This window comes from Planctomycetota bacterium (genome assembly GCA_016125255.1).
In the GTDB taxonomy this organism is placed as follows: domain Bacteria; phylum Planctomycetota; class Phycisphaerae; order Phycisphaerales; family Zrk34; genus RI-421.
This window is the reverse complement of record WGMD01000015.1, coordinates 18,862-34,535: the sequence shown is the minus strand read 5'-3', so window position 1 is coordinate 34,535 and position 15,674 is coordinate 18,862. Positions and strand designations below refer to the sequence as shown.

At 62.9% G+C, this 15,674-nt stretch carries 19 protein-coding genes; all 19 read right to left on the bottom strand.

Going from position 1 to position 15,674, the window contains the following annotated elements:
- Positions 1–5: 5 nt before the first annotated feature.
- The 19 genes from folK to GC162_12795 all read right to left on the bottom strand — a co-directional run bounded on the left by folK (position 6) and on the right by GC162_12795 (position 15,665).
- The gene (folK, locus tag GC162_12885) at positions 6–473 is read right to left on the bottom strand and encodes a 2-amino-4-hydroxy-6-hydroxymethyldihydropteridine diphosphokinase (protein MBI1369535.1); all 468 of its coding nucleotides are present in this window, start codon (positions 471–473) and stop codon (positions 6–8) included.
- A gap of 72 nt (positions 474–545) precedes the next feature.
- The gene (locus GC162_12880; GenBank protein MBI1369534.1) at positions 546–1,361 is read right to left on the bottom strand and encodes a FliA/WhiG family RNA polymerase sigma factor; all 816 of its coding nucleotides are present in this window, start codon (positions 1,359–1,361) and stop codon (positions 546–548) included.
- 93 nt (positions 1,362–1,454) lie between these two features.
- Entirely contained in the window at positions 1,455–1,814 is a 360-nt protein-coding gene (locus GC162_12875; protein MBI1369533.1) for a hypothetical protein, read from the bottom strand.
- A 93-nt stretch (positions 1,815–1,907) separates the two neighbouring features.
- Positions 1,908–2,771 (bottom strand): AAA family ATPase, encoded by an 864-nt coding sequence (locus tag GC162_12870; protein ID MBI1369532.1) that lies wholly within the window; start codon positions 2,769–2,771, stop codon positions 1,908–1,910.
- Positions 2,772–2,783: 12 nt separating this feature from the next.
- A complete protein-coding gene (gene flhF, locus GC162_12865) occupies positions 2,784–4,022 on the bottom strand; it encodes a flagellar biosynthesis protein FlhF (protein ID MBI1369531.1) in 1,239 nt (412 codons plus the stop codon).
- Positions 4,023–4,024: 2 nt separating this feature from the next.
- Positions 4,025–6,211 carry a flagellar biosynthesis protein FlhA gene (gene flhA, locus GC162_12860; GenBank protein MBI1369530.1) on the bottom strand — a complete coding sequence of 729 codons (2,187 nt, stop codon included), beginning with the start codon at positions 6,209–6,211 and terminating at the stop codon, positions 4,025–4,027.
- A gap of 21 nt (positions 6,212–6,232) precedes the next feature.
- The gene (flhB, locus tag GC162_12855) at positions 6,233–7,306 is read right to left on the bottom strand and encodes a flagellar biosynthesis protein FlhB (GenBank protein MBI1369529.1); all 1,074 of its coding nucleotides are present in this window, start codon (positions 7,304–7,306) and stop codon (positions 6,233–6,235) included.
- Between the two features lie 59 nt (positions 7,307–7,365).
- Positions 7,366–8,139 (bottom strand): flagellar biosynthetic protein FliR, encoded by a 774-nt coding sequence (gene fliR, locus GC162_12850; GenBank protein ID MBI1369528.1) that lies wholly within the window; start codon positions 8,137–8,139, stop codon positions 7,366–7,368.
- 14 nt (positions 8,140–8,153) lie between these two features.
- Positions 8,154–8,408, bottom strand: coding sequence for a flagellar biosynthesis protein FliQ (gene fliQ / locus GC162_12845; GenBank protein ID MBI1369527.1), 255 nt, complete (start codon positions 8,406–8,408; stop codon positions 8,154–8,156).
- Positions 8,409–8,473: 65 nt separating this feature from the next.
- Positions 8,474–8,875: a four helix bundle protein gene (locus GC162_12840; GenBank protein ID MBI1369526.1), complete on the bottom strand. Its 402-nt coding sequence runs from the start codon at positions 8,873–8,875 to the stop codon at positions 8,474–8,476.
- A 34-nt stretch (positions 8,876–8,909) separates the two neighbouring features.
- The gene (gene fliP, locus GC162_12835; GenBank protein MBI1369525.1) at positions 8,910–9,767 is read right to left on the bottom strand and encodes a flagellar type III secretion system pore protein FliP; all 858 of its coding nucleotides are present in this window, start codon (positions 9,765–9,767) and stop codon (positions 8,910–8,912) included.
- Between the two features lie 105 nt (positions 9,768–9,872).
- Positions 9,873–10,340: a hypothetical protein gene (locus GC162_12830; GenBank protein MBI1369524.1), complete on the bottom strand. Its 468-nt coding sequence runs from the start codon at positions 10,338–10,340 to the stop codon at positions 9,873–9,875.
- Complete coding sequence (locus GC162_12825; GenBank protein ID MBI1369523.1) at positions 10,298–10,552, bottom strand: hypothetical protein; 255 nt, start codon at positions 10,550–10,552, stop codon at positions 10,298–10,300. The genes GC162_12830 and GC162_12825 overlap by 43 nt, the downstream gene beginning before the upstream one ends.
- 245 nt (positions 10,553–10,797) lie before the next feature.
- The gene (gene fliN / locus GC162_12820) at positions 10,798–11,241 is read right to left on the bottom strand and encodes a flagellar motor switch protein FliN (protein MBI1369522.1); all 444 of its coding nucleotides are present in this window, start codon (positions 11,239–11,241) and stop codon (positions 10,798–10,800) included.
- A gap of 145 nt (positions 11,242–11,386) precedes the next feature.
- A complete protein-coding gene (locus GC162_12815) occupies positions 11,387–11,926 on the bottom strand; it encodes a hypothetical protein (GenBank protein ID MBI1369521.1) in 540 nt (179 codons plus the stop codon).
- A gap of 4 nt (positions 11,927–11,930) precedes the next feature.
- Positions 11,931–12,695 (bottom strand): OmpA family protein, encoded by a 765-nt coding sequence (locus tag GC162_12810; protein ID MBI1369520.1) that lies wholly within the window; start codon positions 12,693–12,695, stop codon positions 11,931–11,933.
- Positions 12,696–12,750: 55 nt separating this feature from the next.
- Complete coding sequence (locus tag GC162_12805) at positions 12,751–13,530, bottom strand: motility protein A (protein MBI1369519.1); 780 nt, start codon at positions 13,528–13,530, stop codon at positions 12,751–12,753.
- Positions 13,531–13,721: 191 nt separating this feature from the next.
- Positions 13,722–13,919, bottom strand: coding sequence for a flagellar protein (locus GC162_12800; protein MBI1369518.1), 198 nt, complete (start codon positions 13,917–13,919; stop codon positions 13,722–13,724).
- A gap of 18 nt (positions 13,920–13,937) precedes the next feature.
- Complete coding sequence (locus GC162_12795; GenBank protein MBI1369517.1) at positions 13,938–15,665, bottom strand: flagellar hook-basal body complex protein; 1,728 nt, start codon at positions 15,663–15,665, stop codon at positions 13,938–13,940.
- Positions 15,666–15,674: the final 9 nt, after the last annotated feature.

Here is a 15,674-nt window from a genome sequence, read left to right as displayed (position 1 = left end):
CCGATTCACATCGACGACTCGACGCGATTGAGCAACTCGGCGATGGTCGCGCCGAGTGTCGGATGCACCATCTGCGGCGCGATTTCGGCGAGGGGTTTGAGAGCGAACCATCGCTCGTGCAGATGCGGGTGGGGCACAGTCAGATCATCGGCGGCGATGACGCGATCTTCGTAGAGCAGGATGTCCAGATCGAGCGTACGCGGGCCCCATCGTTCGTGGCGCTCCCGGCCGGCGGCGCGTTCGATGGCGCGCAGGTGGGCGAGCAGATCGTGCGGGGCGAGATTTGTCTCGATCACCGCGGCGGCGTTGAGGTACGGGCCCTGCTCAACGGGACCGACGGGCGGCGTTTCGTAGATACAGGAGAAGGCGACGAGGCGCGATTCGGGCAGGATGGCCAGCGCTTCGCGAGCGCCTTGGAGATAGGCGGCTCGATCGCCGAGGTTGGAGCCGAGACCGAGACAGGCGAGGGGCATCGGCGTGTTATATCACACGGCGGAGAAACACGCCGCAGGCGGCGTCGCTAAACGGAAGGATGGGCCGCCGACTTAATCTTCCTTTTCGGGTTCGAACTCGGTGTCGCGGTGCTGCATCTGGGCCTTGAGGCGGGCGAGGATGGAGCTGTGCATCTGGCTCACGCGCGACTCGGACAGGTCGAGCGTCACGCCGATTTCCTTCATCGTCATTTCCTCGTAGTAGTAGAGGATGACGATCAGGCGTTCAGCGCGGGAGAGGCCCTTGGTGATCAGGTCCTTGAGGTCGCGCTTCTGGGCGGCGGTGAGCGGATTGATCTGACGATCATCGCGCAGCACGTCAATCTCGCGCACGTCCTTGTTGGAATCCGTCTCGTAGTATTTGCGGTTGAGACTGACCACGCCGGTCGGCCCCGAGTCGCGCGCCAGCTTCTTGTACTCCTCCATGTCGACGTTGAGCGACTCGGCGATTTCCTTGTCGGTCGCCTTTCGGCCGAGCTCCATCTCGAGGCGCTTGCGGGCGCCTTCGACCTTGTTGGTCCGGCTGCGGACGAGCCGGGGGACCCAGTCCATCGCGCGCAGCTCGTCGAGGATCGCGCCGCGGATGCGCGGGGCGCAGTAGGTTTCGAACTTCACGCCGCGGTCCATCTGAAACGCGTCGATGGCGTCCATGAGCCCGAAGATGCCCGCCTGCTTGAGGTCCTCGACGTCGACTTCATCGGGAAGCTTGGTGTGGATGCGTTCGGCGTTGTACTTGACCAGCGGCAGGTATTTAGTCATGAGAAAATTGCGAATGGTTTCACTGCCGGTCTGCTTGTACTCGACCCACACTTCCTTGATGTCACGTTCTTCCAGCGGGATGTTCTTCGTGGCGGTCCTGCGTTTTGCCATGGTCTGCTCCTTGACCGATCAGCCGGCTCTTCCTTGACGATCACGGTCTTGGTGATCGCTCGACACCGTCATACGCGACGGCACCGCACAGCACTACGCCGCAGCGCCCCCGCGCACAGGGGTCGGCCGCGCCGTCTTCGAATCGCGTCTGCCGCCGGCATCCATCACCGGCGCAGCGCCTTCGGGTTCATGTTCAATCACAAGGACGTCTTCGCTCTGCTCCGGGTCGTCGAGCGAAGGCAGCGGGTGCTTTTTCTTGTATTGGGAAAGATGTTCGTTGATCGCGCGTTCGCCGATCGCGCCGAGGATGGTGCCGACGATGTAGCAGACGATCATCGCGCCGATGGCGCGCATCAAGGTCGTGGTTGCGGGATTGTCCACCGCCAAACCAGTCACGATCGCGATCGCAAAACCGATCAACGCGAGACTGCTGGCGAACACTTGCGTGGGCATGCCCCAGCGCTCCGTCGCTTGAACTGCAAAGATCTGCTCGTCAATCCATTGACGAGAAGGTCCGCACACTTTTATACGGACACGGGAAGTATACTAACCTGCGAGCCACGATGCAACTTTTTTGAAAAATCCGCCTTGTCCGGGCTCGGTTGCGTGGCGATCGAGTTTGTGGGCGAGTTGCTTGATGCACAGACTGGCCGGCGCATCGGGGGCGTCGAGCACGAACGGACACCGCCGTCGGACCGAGGCGCCGACGCGCGGATCGTAGAGCACATACCCGGCGTCGGAGAGCGCGTGACCGAGGAAGCGGCGCGTCACGGCGCTGATCCGTTCGTAGACCCGCCGCGCCTCTTCGCGGTCCCGCGCCATGTTGACCAGCAGGTTGATCGTCACCGACTCGCGCTGGCGACTGACCGCCTTGATGAGCGCGTAGGCGTCGGTGACGGCGGTCGGCTCGGGGGTGGTGACGACGAGCAATTCTTGCGCGGCCAGAAGGAAGCTCATCACATTGGGGCCGATGCCCGCCCCGGTATCAATCAGTAGTAGGTCGTGCTGGTCCTCGAGCTGGCGGAACAGATTGACGACCCGCGCCCGCTCGAACTCCGAGAGGTTGGCCATCTGAGCCAGACCCGACGCTCCCGGTATCAGGGTGAACCCGCCGGGGGCTTCGACCATGGCCTCCTCAAGCTGCCGCCGCCCCGCCACGACATGGGCCAGGGTCGCCCGCGGCGCGACGTTGCAAAGCACGTCGGCGTTGGCCATGCCCATGTCCGCATCGAGCAACACGACGTTGCGTCCCATCTTCGCCAGACGGGCTGCTAAGTTGACCGCCACATTGGACTTACCGACGCCGCCCTTGCCGCTGGTGATCGCCACCACGCGCGCGGAACCCGACTGCTTGTCACTGCCTGCTCGGTGCATCATCGCGCGTAGCTCAGTCGCCTGGTCCTGGTACATACCGGTCCTTTCTCACAGTCCCTCGCCCAGGATCAGTTGCGCCAGCCGATTCGAGCACCCGGGCTCGATCTGATGGGGGACTTCCTGGCCTGTCGTGATATAGGATAGCTGCTTATTGACCCGGCGTACAACATTTAATACCACGCCCAGACTCACCGCCTCGTCGAGCTTCGTGAAAATCACCCGGTCCGTGCGGACATGGGCGAACCGCTCGACCGCCTCCATCAGGACCGACTGGCAGCAGGTGCTCGAGAGCACCAGGTGCACCTCGTGCGGGTTGGCCGCGTCGATGAACTTGCGCAGCTCAGAGAGCTTGGCGTCGTCGCGCTGACCGCGACCGGCGGTGTCGATGAGCACCACGTCGCAGTCGGCGCACTTGCGGATCGCCGCCTTCATTTCCGCCGGCGTCAGCGCGACGTGCAGCAGCACCTGAATGATGTCCGCGTACGTCCGCAACTGATCCACCGCGGCGATGCGGTAGGTGTCGATCGTGATCAGCGCGACTTTCTTCTTCTCCCGCAGCTTGAACGTCGCGGCGAGCTTGGCGATCGTCGTCGTCTTGCCCACACCCGTCGGCCCGACCAGCGCGATCGTCAGCGGGCGACCGTCCGCCGGCCGCGCCCGGTGCGGCGACTGCACATCGACCGGCACCAGCTCGGCGATCTCCCGCCGAACCGCCTCGCGCACCGCGCCCGCGTCGTTGAGTTCCTTCGCATTGAGCTTCCCGCGCACGCTCTGCACCACTTCGTCCGCCAACTCCTCCGTCACCTCCCGCTCCAGGAGCGCCAGATACTGATTGAACAGCACGTCCGGCAAATCCTGCGGCGGGCGGGCGGACTGACGGCGCATCATCTGCTGCACCATCATGCGAATCTGCGTGATGTCCTCGTTCACCGCCCCGCCGGGCGTCGCCATCGCCTGTTGCGTCGGCACGACGATCTCCGGCGTCGGGCGCGCCGTCGCCGGCGATGCGGCGGGCGCCGGCTGACCGTACGCCCCCGCCACCGCGCTGCCGGCGATGCGCCGCGGCGGCGGTGCGACGGGCGTGTCCTCCAGCACCGCGCGGCGAAGCTTGGGCGGCACGATGTTCACGTCATTCGCCGCCGTGACCTCCACCACGTTGCGCCGGCCGAATCCCAGCCAGCCCCCGCGGTGGAATGTCCGCGTGTGCAGAATCACCGCCGACGGGCCAAGCTCCGCTTTGACCCGCTTCAGCGCTTCGGCCATCGACCCTGCCTCGAACGTCTTCATGTTCAACTGAGTGACCCCTGTAATCGATTCGATGTGCTGATCGTCGGCTCAGGTGCAAGTTCCACCTGCACCAACCCGACCGACTCGACTTCAACACCCTTGGAAACCTCGTTATACCCCATCACCGCGATGTTGGGAATGCTCTGCTCCAGTAATCCGCGCACCTGCGCACGAACCTGCGGCGAAGCGAGCACCAAGGGATGATGCCCCGTCGTGATGAGCTTCTGAATCTCGCCGATCATCGCGCTGGTGATGCGGTTGGCGATCGCCGGCGGCATCGTCATCGTCGTCCCGCCCGTCCCCCGCTCGATGTACCCGTTGATCAAATCCTCCAGCGACGGATCGAGCGTCACGCAGAACAGCCGCCCCGCCCCCGTCTCCACATCCGTCTCGATGTACTGATTGCAGATCGTCCGGCGAAGCGCGTTGCGCGCATACTCCGTCAGCACATCCAGGTCCTTCGTCCGACCCGCCCATTCACTGAGCGTCTCCACGATCGTCTCCAGATCGCGCACCGGCACGCGCTCGCGCAAGAGATTCTGCAAGACCCGCTGAAGCTCGCCCGGCTTGATCTGCTCGCCGATCACTTCCTCCACCAGCTTCGGCGACTTCTCCTTGAGCTGCGTCACGAGATTGTTCGTCTCCTCGCGGCTGAGCAGTTCGGCGGCGTGGTTCTTCACGACCTCCGTCAGATGCGTCGCCAGCATCGTCGTCGCATCGACCACCGTGTAGTTGAGCGTTTCCGCCCGCTGCTTCAGCGCCGGCTCGACCCACCATGCGTCAAGCCCGAACGCCGGCTCGCGCGTGTGCACGCCGTCGAGCGGATCGCTGTGCGTGTCGGCCATGCCCGTCTGCATCGCCAGGAACTTGCCCGGATAAGCCGTGCCCGACGCCACCGTGTTGCCGCGCACCTTGATGTGGTAATCGTGCGGCTGAAGCTGCATGTTGTCGCGAATCCGCACCGGCGGCACGACCAGCCCCAGTTCCACCGCCATCTGTCTCCGCAACATCGAAATCCGGTCCAGCAGATCGCCCCCCTGCTTGGCGTCCACCAGCCGCACCAGTCCGTAGCCGATCTCCAGTTCCAGTGTGTCGACCGTCAACAGTTTTTCGACCGGCGGCGGCGCGGCCGCTTCCGCCTCCTTCGCCTTCTTCTCCGCTTCATTGACTTGTCGATCCGCCTTGTCATTGCGCATCAGGTAGAACGCCACGCTCCCCACGCCCGCCGACAGCGCCAGCATCGGGACCGCCGGCAATCCCGTGAATGCGAGCAACCCGAGGAACATCGCCGTCATCGCCAGCGCGACCGGCTGACTGGTGAGCTGATCGCTCAGTTCCGTGCCCAGGTCGTTGTTGGAGCTCGACCGCGTTACGATCAGGCCGGCGGCGATCGAGATGATGAACGCGGGAATCTGCGACACCAGCCCGTCGCCGATCGTCAGCTTCGTGAAACTGCCAAGCGTGTCCGCGGCGGGCCAACCCTTGTCGAACACGCCGACGGCGAACCCGCCGATGACGTTGATGAGCGTGATGATGATGCCCGCGATGGCGTCGCCGCGCACGAACTTCGACGCACCGTCCATCGCACCGTAGAAGTCCGCTTCCTGCGTGACCTGTTCGCGCCGGCGTCGGGCTTCGCCTTCGTTGATCGTGCCGGCGTTCAGGTCCGCGTCGATCGCCATCTGTTTGCCCGGCATGCCGTCCAACGTGAATCGCGCCGCGACTTCCGAGATGCGCGTCGCGCCTTTGGTGATGACGACGAACTGCACGACGATCAGAATCACGAAGATGATCACGCCGACGACGACCGATCCGCCGGCCACGAAGTTGCCGAACGCCTGAATCACATCGCCCGCCACGCCGACGACCTGCGATGGATCGGTCGCGTCGGCCGAGAGAATCAACCGCGTCGACGCCACGTTAAGCACGAGTCGGAAGAGCGTCGTGGTCAGCAAGAGCGACGGAAACACCGAGAATTCCAGCGGACTTTCGATGTAGACGGTGGTCAGCAGGATGATGGCCGACAGCGCCAGATTCATGGCGATGAGGATGTCCATCACCCGCGGGTGCATCGGCACGATGATGACGCCCAGGAGCGACACCACGCCGATCGGCACCGCATAGGTCGAGTACTGCTTGACCAGTTGGATCCATCGGGGCGTGTTCAGTTGTGCGAGGGCTTTGGCCATGAAGCTCGTTTCACCTGATCACTAGGCGCTCTTGCGTCCGTTGAGTCGATACACGTATGCCAGGATTTCCGCCACCGCGGCGTAGTACTCGCCGGGGATCTGGTCCCCGACCTTGACCGCCTTGTACAGCGCCCGCGCCAGCGGCGGGCGCTCGACGATCGGGATGCCGTGCTGCACCGCCAGTTGCCGAATGCGCATCGCCATCAGGTCCGCGCCCTTGGCGACGACCTTCGGCGCCGCCATCTTCTTGCCGTCGTATTGGAGCGCGATGGAAAAGTGCGTCGGGTTGGTCACGATGACGTCCGCCTTGGGCACGTCCGCCTGCAGGCGCTGCATCGCAAGCTGCCGTGCGACCTGCGCCCGGCGCTGCTTGATGAGCGGATCGCCCTCCATGTTGCGCATCTCTTCCTTGACTTCCTGCTTGCTCATCATGAGCTGCTGCATGTGCTGCCATTTCTGGTAGGCGTAATCGAGAATGCCCAGGATCAAGAGCACCGCCGCGAGCTTGATCGCCACGACCCAGATCAGCCATGACGCCGCCGCCAGCAGCGACGGCGCATCGAGATAGATCAGCGCCAATAGCTTCGGCAGATCGTCATAGACGCACCACGCGCCGACCGCGCCGACGATGGCGACCTTGAGCACGCTCATCGCCAGCCGCATCAGGCCCCGGAGCGAAAAGAGATTCGCGAAGCCCTGAAGCGGCGAGAGCTTTTCGAACTTGGGCATGAGCGGGCGGAAGGTCACGAGGATGCCGACCTGCATGACGGTGGCGACGATCGCCAGCACGACGATGCCGATCGCCACCGGGGCGACCATGCGCATCGCCAGCTGCATGCCCATCGCCCAGAGACCGCCGATGTCGTCGGCCCGCGTGGCGTTGGAGGTGTAGGACCCGCTGATCATCGACTGCACGAGCGTTTCCATCCCGCCGAGCATTTTCTCGCCATACGTGCCGAGCAGCAGCATCGCGCCCATCAGCGTGATCGCGGCGGTCAGGTCCTGACTGCGCGCAATCTGACCTTCATCGCGCGACTCCTGCAATCGCCGCGCCGTCGGGGCCTCTGTCTTTTCGCCCATTTCATCCATGGCCATGGGCAGTTCCTTACATCAAACTCGAAATCCGAAACTCGAAACGCGAAGGCGGCGACGTGTCACCCGCCGAACAATTGGTAAACCAGACCCAGCGCGTGACGCATGGAGACGATCAGCGACTCGTAGATCGGGCCGATCAGCGCGATGACGAGCATCATGCCGATGATGATGCGCAGCGGGAATCCGAGACTGAGGATATTGAGCTGCGGCACCGTGCGGGCGATGAAGCCCATCGCGATCGTCTCTAAAAACACCAGACAAAGCAGCGGCGCCGCCACGCGCACGCCCAACTCGAACATCGACGCCAGCAGGCCGGTGATGACGTGCAGCACGCTCGACCCGGGCATGTACGCCCCGATCGGCACGGTCGAAAAACTGTGCACCAGCGTCGAAAGCAGAATGTGATGCCCGTTGAGCACGATGAACACCGTCAGCGCGGTGACGAAGAGCGTCTGACCCAACACGTCCGTGTCTTCGCCGAAGTCGGGATTGAGCACCTGCGCGAAACCCAGCCCAAGCTGCTGCCCCATGATCAATCCGCCGAGCTGCATGGCGACCAGCGGCAGCGACGCGCCGTAGCCGATGACCAGCCCGATGAGCATCTCCGACCCGATCGACACGACCATCGACATCATCGTCAAATGCACCGGCGCCTGCGGGGGAATCAGCGGGTACACGCAGAACCCCAGCACCAGCGCGAGCAGCGCCTTGACTTTCACTGGAATGATGTCCGACCCGAACATCGGCGCGAACATGAAGATGCCCGCCAGGCGAAACACCACCAGCAGGAACACCGGGATGTGCGGCAGAATCGGAACCAGCGATACGGGCATGCGTCATATCCATTTCATCTCGGCGCGAACATGTGCTGCGAAAACTCAATCATCTTCACACCCATCCACGGCACCAGCAGAATCACCGTCACCGCCATCGCGACGATCTTCGGCACGAACGTCAGCGTCTGCTCCTGAATCTGCGTCACGGCCTGAAAGAGCGAAATGATGAGCCCGATGATCAAGCCCACCGCAAGGATCGGCCCACTGATCATCAGGGCCACGAGCATTGATTCCCGTAAAATGGCTGTTGCTTGTTCGAGGGTCATGGGCGGGGTGTTCCTTGTTTCTAGTTTCTTGTTTCTAGTTTCTTGTTTCTAGTTTCTTGTTGTTGTCATTTGTTGGGGTGTTTGTATTTGGGGCCACGTATCGGGGTCCGTCGCAGGTAGGTGATGAGTCCGGCGATCATGCGGCTGATTTCACCGGCAGTCTTGTACAGGTGATCAAACTCTGCTTTCTGGATGTATTGCTGATCCATCGCCACACAAAGCTGACTCTTGATCTCGCCGAGCGAGCCCTTTGCGATTGCCAGAAACTGAATGAATTCCTTGTTGCCGTCGCGTTCAAATCCCTCGGCAATGTTGGAGAGGACCGACACAGCAGCGCGTCGAATCTGGTCACGGAGGCCGAAGTCACGTGAAAACACATCCTGGCGCGTTGCAGCATAGATGCTGCTGACAAGACCACGGGTTTTCTGCCATGCTTCAATGTCTTCAAATCTCGAGAAAGTCGCCATACGGTCACTCCAACAAGAAACTAGAAACCAGAAACTAGAAACCCACTCCCCCTCCATGAACCGCGAAGCTGTCGAGCAGATTGCCCACGATGAGGCGCCAGCCGTCGACGAGGACGAACAAAAGCAGCTTAAAAGGCAGCGAAATCAACACCGGCGGGAGCATCAGCATGCCCATCGAGATAAGCAGCGAGGCGATGACCATGTCGATGATGAGGAACGGCAGGTAGATTCGGAAGCCGATGAGGAAGGCGGTTTTCAGTTCGCTCAAGATGAAGGCGGGGATGAGCGTGATCATGTCGACGTCGGCGCGGGTGAGTTTTTCGGGGCGGGCGGTGTCGACGCCGCGGTAGTTGAGGACCATGTAGACATCGCCCCAGTTGCCGGACCGTTCGATCTGGTCGAACATGAAATCGCGGAGCGGCTGCTTGGCACGGACCCATGCGGTCATCTGATCGATCTGGCCGTTGGAGAGCGGGGTGATGGCCACGCGATTGATCTGCGTGAACGTGGGGGCCATGATGAGCATGGTCATGAAAAGTCCGAGGCCGATGAGAATCTGGCTCGGGGGCAGGGCCTGCGTGCCGATCGCCTGACGCAGGAGGGCGAGGACGACAATGATGCGCGTGAAGCAGGTGCAGAGGATCAGGATTGCCGGCGCGAGCGAGAGCACCGTCATGAGCAGAATGATATTGATCGTCGCAGAGAGCCCGCCGGAGAAACCCGGGACGGAGTCGGCGGCGTCCTGCACGATGGTGATCGGGTTGTCGATTTGAAGGGGCTTGAGCGTGTTGGCGACGGGCAGGGCCTGCGAGGTGTCGGTCGATGACGCGGCTGCCGGTTCGGAGGCGGGCGCGGCGAAGGCGAAGGTTGAAAAGAGGAGCGCAAGAACCATTGCAAATTGAAAATTGAGAATTGAAAAATGCAAATTGGACCCGACCCGGCGCGGGCTGGTGTCAGTGTTCGCAATTTTCAATTTGCAATGGTCAATGGTCAATGGTCAATTTCCCTTGCCGCGCGAAAGCGTGCGGAGCCGGCTGAGCAGACTCGACATCGAATCGCGCGTGCGGTCGATGTACTGTTCGCCGGTGTCGGGGCCGGTCGGGCTGGTTTCCGACTCGGCGGCGTAGTCGCGGTCGAATCGATGCACCAATTGGCGGAAGCCCTGAGAGATCGACATGGGCTTAGCGCTTTCGATTTGCGAGAGAATCCACGCCATGTCATCGGGCTGATCAAAGGTGGTCAGCGGATGCATGCCGGCGGGACTCTGACAGACGGCGACGATGCGCTGGTTGATCTTCAGGAACATGACCTGCGTCTTGGGCGCGATGGTCGTGCGAGCGAGGACTTCGACCAGCGGCGCGACATGAGCGGCGGCGGTCGCCCCCCCGCCAACGCGCTGCAGGATGAACCGCAGGGCGAAGATCATGCTGATGACGATCGCCAGGGCGGCGAACGTCTGAAACATCCACGACCCCGTCGGCGGCGCGGCGTCACCGGCGAGCGATGTCGACTCGGTTGATGCCCCGAGCGGCAGACGCTCCTGCGGCGGAGGCGGGGGCAGCGGAACGGCCGTCGGCGCGGCGGCGGTCGAGGTGGTCGCACGCGGCGTCGGAGCCGGCGCTGGCGCGGCGGCCGCCTTCGGTGCTTCGATTGGCTCAACTTCGGGGGCGGCGGCAACGGGCGATCCGGGGCTTCGCGGACTCAGCCCGCGGCTTTCGACAGGCGCGGGCACCGGGGTGATGGTGATCGGCGTGTTGCTTTCGGCGGCGGGCTCGGGTGCGGACGCGACGACTTCGCCGAGGCATCTGCCTCCAACGATCAGAACGACCGCCATTGCGAACGTGCGGAAAAACATGCGCCATCCTGGCTGTTCACATGCCGGACTCCGCCGACACGGACCCACAGGGGTCAATCAACAACGACTACCGCTTCTTCGGGGCGGGCGACTCCGCCTCTTCTTCCGATTCGCCGAGCTCATTATTATCAAGCTGCGAGACGATCTCGCTGACGCGCACGCAAAAATTATCATTGAGCACGAGCACTTCGCCGCGCGCGACGAGCCGTTCGTTCACATAGACGTCCACCGGATCACCCGCCAGCTTGTCGAGCTCGACGACGCTGCCCTCGGCAAGGCGCAGCACATCCTCTACGAGCATGTGCGTCCGACCCAGTTCGATCTTCACATGCAGATCAACATCATGCAGCAGGTCGATCCCGCTGGCTTCGACGTCGGCGAGCACGCGCTGAAAACTCGGCAGATCGAAATTCGGTCCGCTGGGCGAAGCGCCGTCGCCGGCATCGCCGTCGGCGGCCTGCTGAAGTTCGTCGACTGCCTGCTGAGCGGCGTTCAGTGCGTCCGCCGCCATCGCCGTCGGGTCCGACGCGGCGTCGGCGGGCGCAGCGGCATTGGATTTGGGGGCATCGGCCATCCGTGACCTCGCAGCTTCTCTTTTACAGATCGGCAAACTGCGTGCGTTTTGGCCAATTCCCGCGTTCGTCCATTCCGGGCGATCAGAAGTCGCCCCGGAACGGAATGCATCGCGTGATCAGCACATCCTGCACCAGTGAAGTTCCGTCCGCGTCCTTACCCATGTGCTCGTCGAGCATGGCCTTGATCTGCCGCCGCAATGTCGCCAGCGTCGCTTCCTGAAAGTAGGACGGATCGGCCTGGCGGATGATCGTCCCGATCGCCATCGAAACCTGCGCCTTCTGAGCCGTCAGGTCATCGGTGATGGTCTGCTGGTCCTTCTTGCGGACGGTGAGATAGACCTCCGTGTCATACAGAAACTGACGCCCGGACTTGAGGTTCTCGTATTTGTCCTTGACGACGAGCACCTCGACGAGCTTGTTCTGGTCGGCGTCCTTGTCGGTATCCAATCCGACGCCCTGAACCTGTTTGGGTCCGCCGACGAGCATCATGGTAGCAGTAATCGTTCCGCCTTCAAGGAGCAGAACGACGACGATCATGATGAGCGTCTTGATGGTGCCGCCCTTGGAGCCGGAGGCGGCGGCGGGCGCGGACGCGGTTGCTTCTACCTTTTCTTCTGCCATGGTGTCACCTGCTGTTGTCGATGGGGGCCGCGGAACTCGGCCCGGGATTGTCCTCGAAATCGGAAATGAGATTCTCGGTCGCCAGAATCTCCACGCGTCGATTGACCGCCACTTTGCTCGGGTCGTACACCCGCTGGGCGATCGGCTCGTAATTGGCACATGCCACCACGCGGAGTCGCCGCGGGTCGATCCCTTCTTCGGGTGACGTCAGAAAGTGCATCACCGCCGACGCCCGCGCCGCTGAAAGCTGCCACAGGTCCGCGTATCCGGAGTTCGCCACGAGGTCGTCGTTGGAGCAGTGCCCGCGGATTTCGATTTTGTTGTTCTGCCCGCGGATGACGGCGGCGATCTTGCCGATCTCGACTTTCGCCGCATCGGTCAGCGTGGCCGATCCCGCTTCGAAGGCGATCTGCCCGCCGACGGTGAATTGCAATCCTTCGCGGACTTTCTTGACCGTCGCTTCCTTGCCGGTCACGCCCGGATCGTCAGCCCGGCTGATGCGGGCGTGAATGTCGCGGTGCAGATTGATGGCGTCGATGCGCTTGAGGATGCTGGTGGCGGGCGATTCGATGCTGGGGATGAAGCCCGATCCGCCGGTGTACCCGAACGCTTCCTGAATCGCCTGCACGACTTCCTGGTATTCCTTGTCCTTTTTCGGTTCGCTGAAGGCGGCAAGCAAAATGAAGAAGCACAACAGCAGCGACATCATGTCGCCGTACGTCACGATCCACTCGGGCACGCCCTCCGGGCATTTATGCTTCTTGGCCATATCCCACTCGCATCCTCATCCGCATCAGGCCCCGTCGCCGGCGTCATCGATCCGATCACGCCGCCGCCTCGGCCTCGCTGTCCGCGCCGCGCAGCGACGGCGGTAGGAACGTCTTGAGCTTCTGTTCCACCACGCGCGGGTTGTCCCCGCTCTGAATGCTCATGACCCCCTTGATGATGATCGTCTTCATCAGCACCTCTTCGGCGCTGCGCTTGGCGAGCTTGTCCGACATCGGCAGACAGACCACGTTGGACAGAATCGCGCCGTAGAGCGTCGTGAGCAGCGCGACCGCCATGCCGCCGCCGATCTTCGACGGATCGCTCATGTTCGCCAGCATGGCCACCAGACCCACCAGCGTACCGATCATGCCGAACGCCGGAGCGTACTTGCCGAGCGTGTCGAGCAGGGCTTTGCCCGCTTCGTGACGCTCCATCAGATTCTCCAGCTCCGTCTCCATGATCTGCGCGATCAGCTCCGGGTCCGTCCCGTCGACGGCCATCTGAATCCCGCGCACGATGAACGGGTCCTCGATCTCCTTGCACTGCGCTTCGAGCGACAGAATCCCGTCCCGCCGCGCGATTTCAGCGTACGACACCAGCTCGGTGATGAGCTTCTGCGTCGACTCGGATTTATGGAGCATCGCCTTCTTGAACACCCCCATGATCTTGAAGACGCGTTCAAGCGGATTGGCGATCATCACGGCGCAGATCGCGCCGCCGATCACGATCACAATACTCGGAACGTCAATGAACGCGCTGAAGCTGCCGCCGGCCCAGATACTCCAGATGATCAGGGCGAAGCCCATCAGGATGCCGACGATCGTTCCCAGGTCCATCTGTCACTCCCATCATCCATGACCGCGCAGTCAGGGCGCGTCCGATTGACCAAGTATCGACCCCCGCGGCCCGACACTTGATCACAGCCCGCCTCTCGCACTTCCGGATCCCTCCGGCGTCGGGCGGGTCTGATAACCGGCATGTCCGCAGCCTTCTCCGGCCGCCGCATACTTCCCTCATCGGCCACTTCCTAGCTCGGCTGTACCAGCCGGCGCAGACTCCGCCCGTACTCCACCGCGCGCTCGACGACCTCGTCCATCGACTCGCTGACGATGAACGTGTCGCCGTTGACGAGCCGAATGGTCGTGTCGGGCAGCGCTTCGACCGTGCGGATCAATTCCGCGTTGATGACGAACGGCTGGCCGTTAAGCCGCGTGAGTCGGATCATGATGGGAACCCTCCGCGCTTATCGACCGGCCTGAAGCAACTGCTGGATGAGCTGGTCGCTGGTCGTGATCACGCGCGAGCTGGCGGAGAAGCCCGTCGTCGTCGAGATCAGGTTGACGAACTCCGCCGACAGGTCCACGTTCGAAAGCTCCAGCGCCCCCGCGACGATGCGTCCTGTGCCGAAGGTCAGCGGCTGCACATTGACCGGCAGCCCGCTGTTGGGGCCGGCCGCGTACATGTTGGACCCGACTTCGACGAGGCCCTCGGGGTTGGAGAAGGTCGCCAGCGCGACCTGTCCGAGCGTGCGGGTCAGGCCGTTGGTGAACGCGCCGCTGATGGTCCCGTCGTTGGAAATGCTGAACGTGCTGAGCGTGCCGATGGGCGAGCCGTCCTGGAACACCGCCGCCATGTTGCTGGACGTATCGGTCAGGGCGCTGACCGCGTCGGTGCCGTCGCCGAAGTTCAGCAGGACCGTCAGCGGATCGACGGCGCCGGTGCCGGTCCGGTTGATGGACATGTTCGGATTGGTCACGTCCCTCAGCTCGCCGAACGTATTGAACTGAAGCGTGCCGGTGCCCAGCGCCAGACTCAGGTCGGTGTCATCGGCGCTTTCGCCGTAGAAGCGCCACGTCGTGCCGTTGGAGTCCTTGTTGGTCAGCACCACGCTCAGATCGAGCGTCAGCGGCGTGCCCAGGGAGTCGTACGCGACGAATGTCGTCCGCACCGATTCGCCGACCGCGTTCTGCGAAGTGCTGAATAGGAACGGCTGACCCACCGATCCGTTGGAGAAGATGTCGGAGGTCTGGAGCGTGATGTTATTGATCGTACCGACGTTCCCGGCGATGGTCAGTGCGCCCGTCGTGCCGTCGACGGTCACGCCGGCGCTGTCGACGGTGTTGTTGATGCCCAGCACGTCTTCGAGAAACTGACGGAAATCATCGAGCGTCGTGCCGAAGTCGGTCGAGCTGGTGGCGTTGGCGCTGTTGACTTCGAAGGTGAACGTGCCGAGCGATTTGCCGCCCTTTTCCACGCTCTGAAGCGTGATCACGTTGCCCGGCGTGCCCGCGCCGGCGCCCGCGGTGAACAGCGGCGTCGAGCCGTCGGCGCTCAGGTCCGACAACAGGGTCGCCCCCGTCGCCACCCCCGCCGTCCCCAAATCGAAAAGCCCCTGCGAGCTGATGAGCGAACCGGCGGTGGCCAGCGTGCCCGAGGCGTTGAGATTGCCCGAGAGCGTGACGTTGCGCGTCGCCTCGGCAATCGTCAGCGTGCCCAGCGGGACGTTGATGTCCTTGATCACGCCCGGCACGACGTTGAAATTCGAGTCGACGCCGAAGCCCTGCACGATCCCGCCGTTGGGCGACACGAGATTCTTGGACGCATCGAGATCGAACGTGCCGGCGCGCGTGAAGAACTGACCGTTGGGCTGGCGCAGGATGAAGAATCCGTCACCTTCGAGCGCCAGGTCGGTGTTGACGCCGGTCGGCTGTACGGAGCCGTTGGTGTTGTTGCGCTGCGTGCCGCCGAAGCTCACGCCCAGCCCGATGCTCGTCGGGTTCGTCCCGCCGCTGGTCGCGCCCGGCGCCGTGCCCTGCGTCAAGCTCGTCGTCAACTGCGACTCGAACAGCGCCCGGCTCCCCTTGAAGCCGATCGTGTTGACGTTCGTGATGTTGTTGCCGATCACGTCCAGCACCTTGGTGTGAACGTCAAGACCGGTCAGGCCCGTGAACAGTGCGGTCGTCAGGGACATGCGAACCTC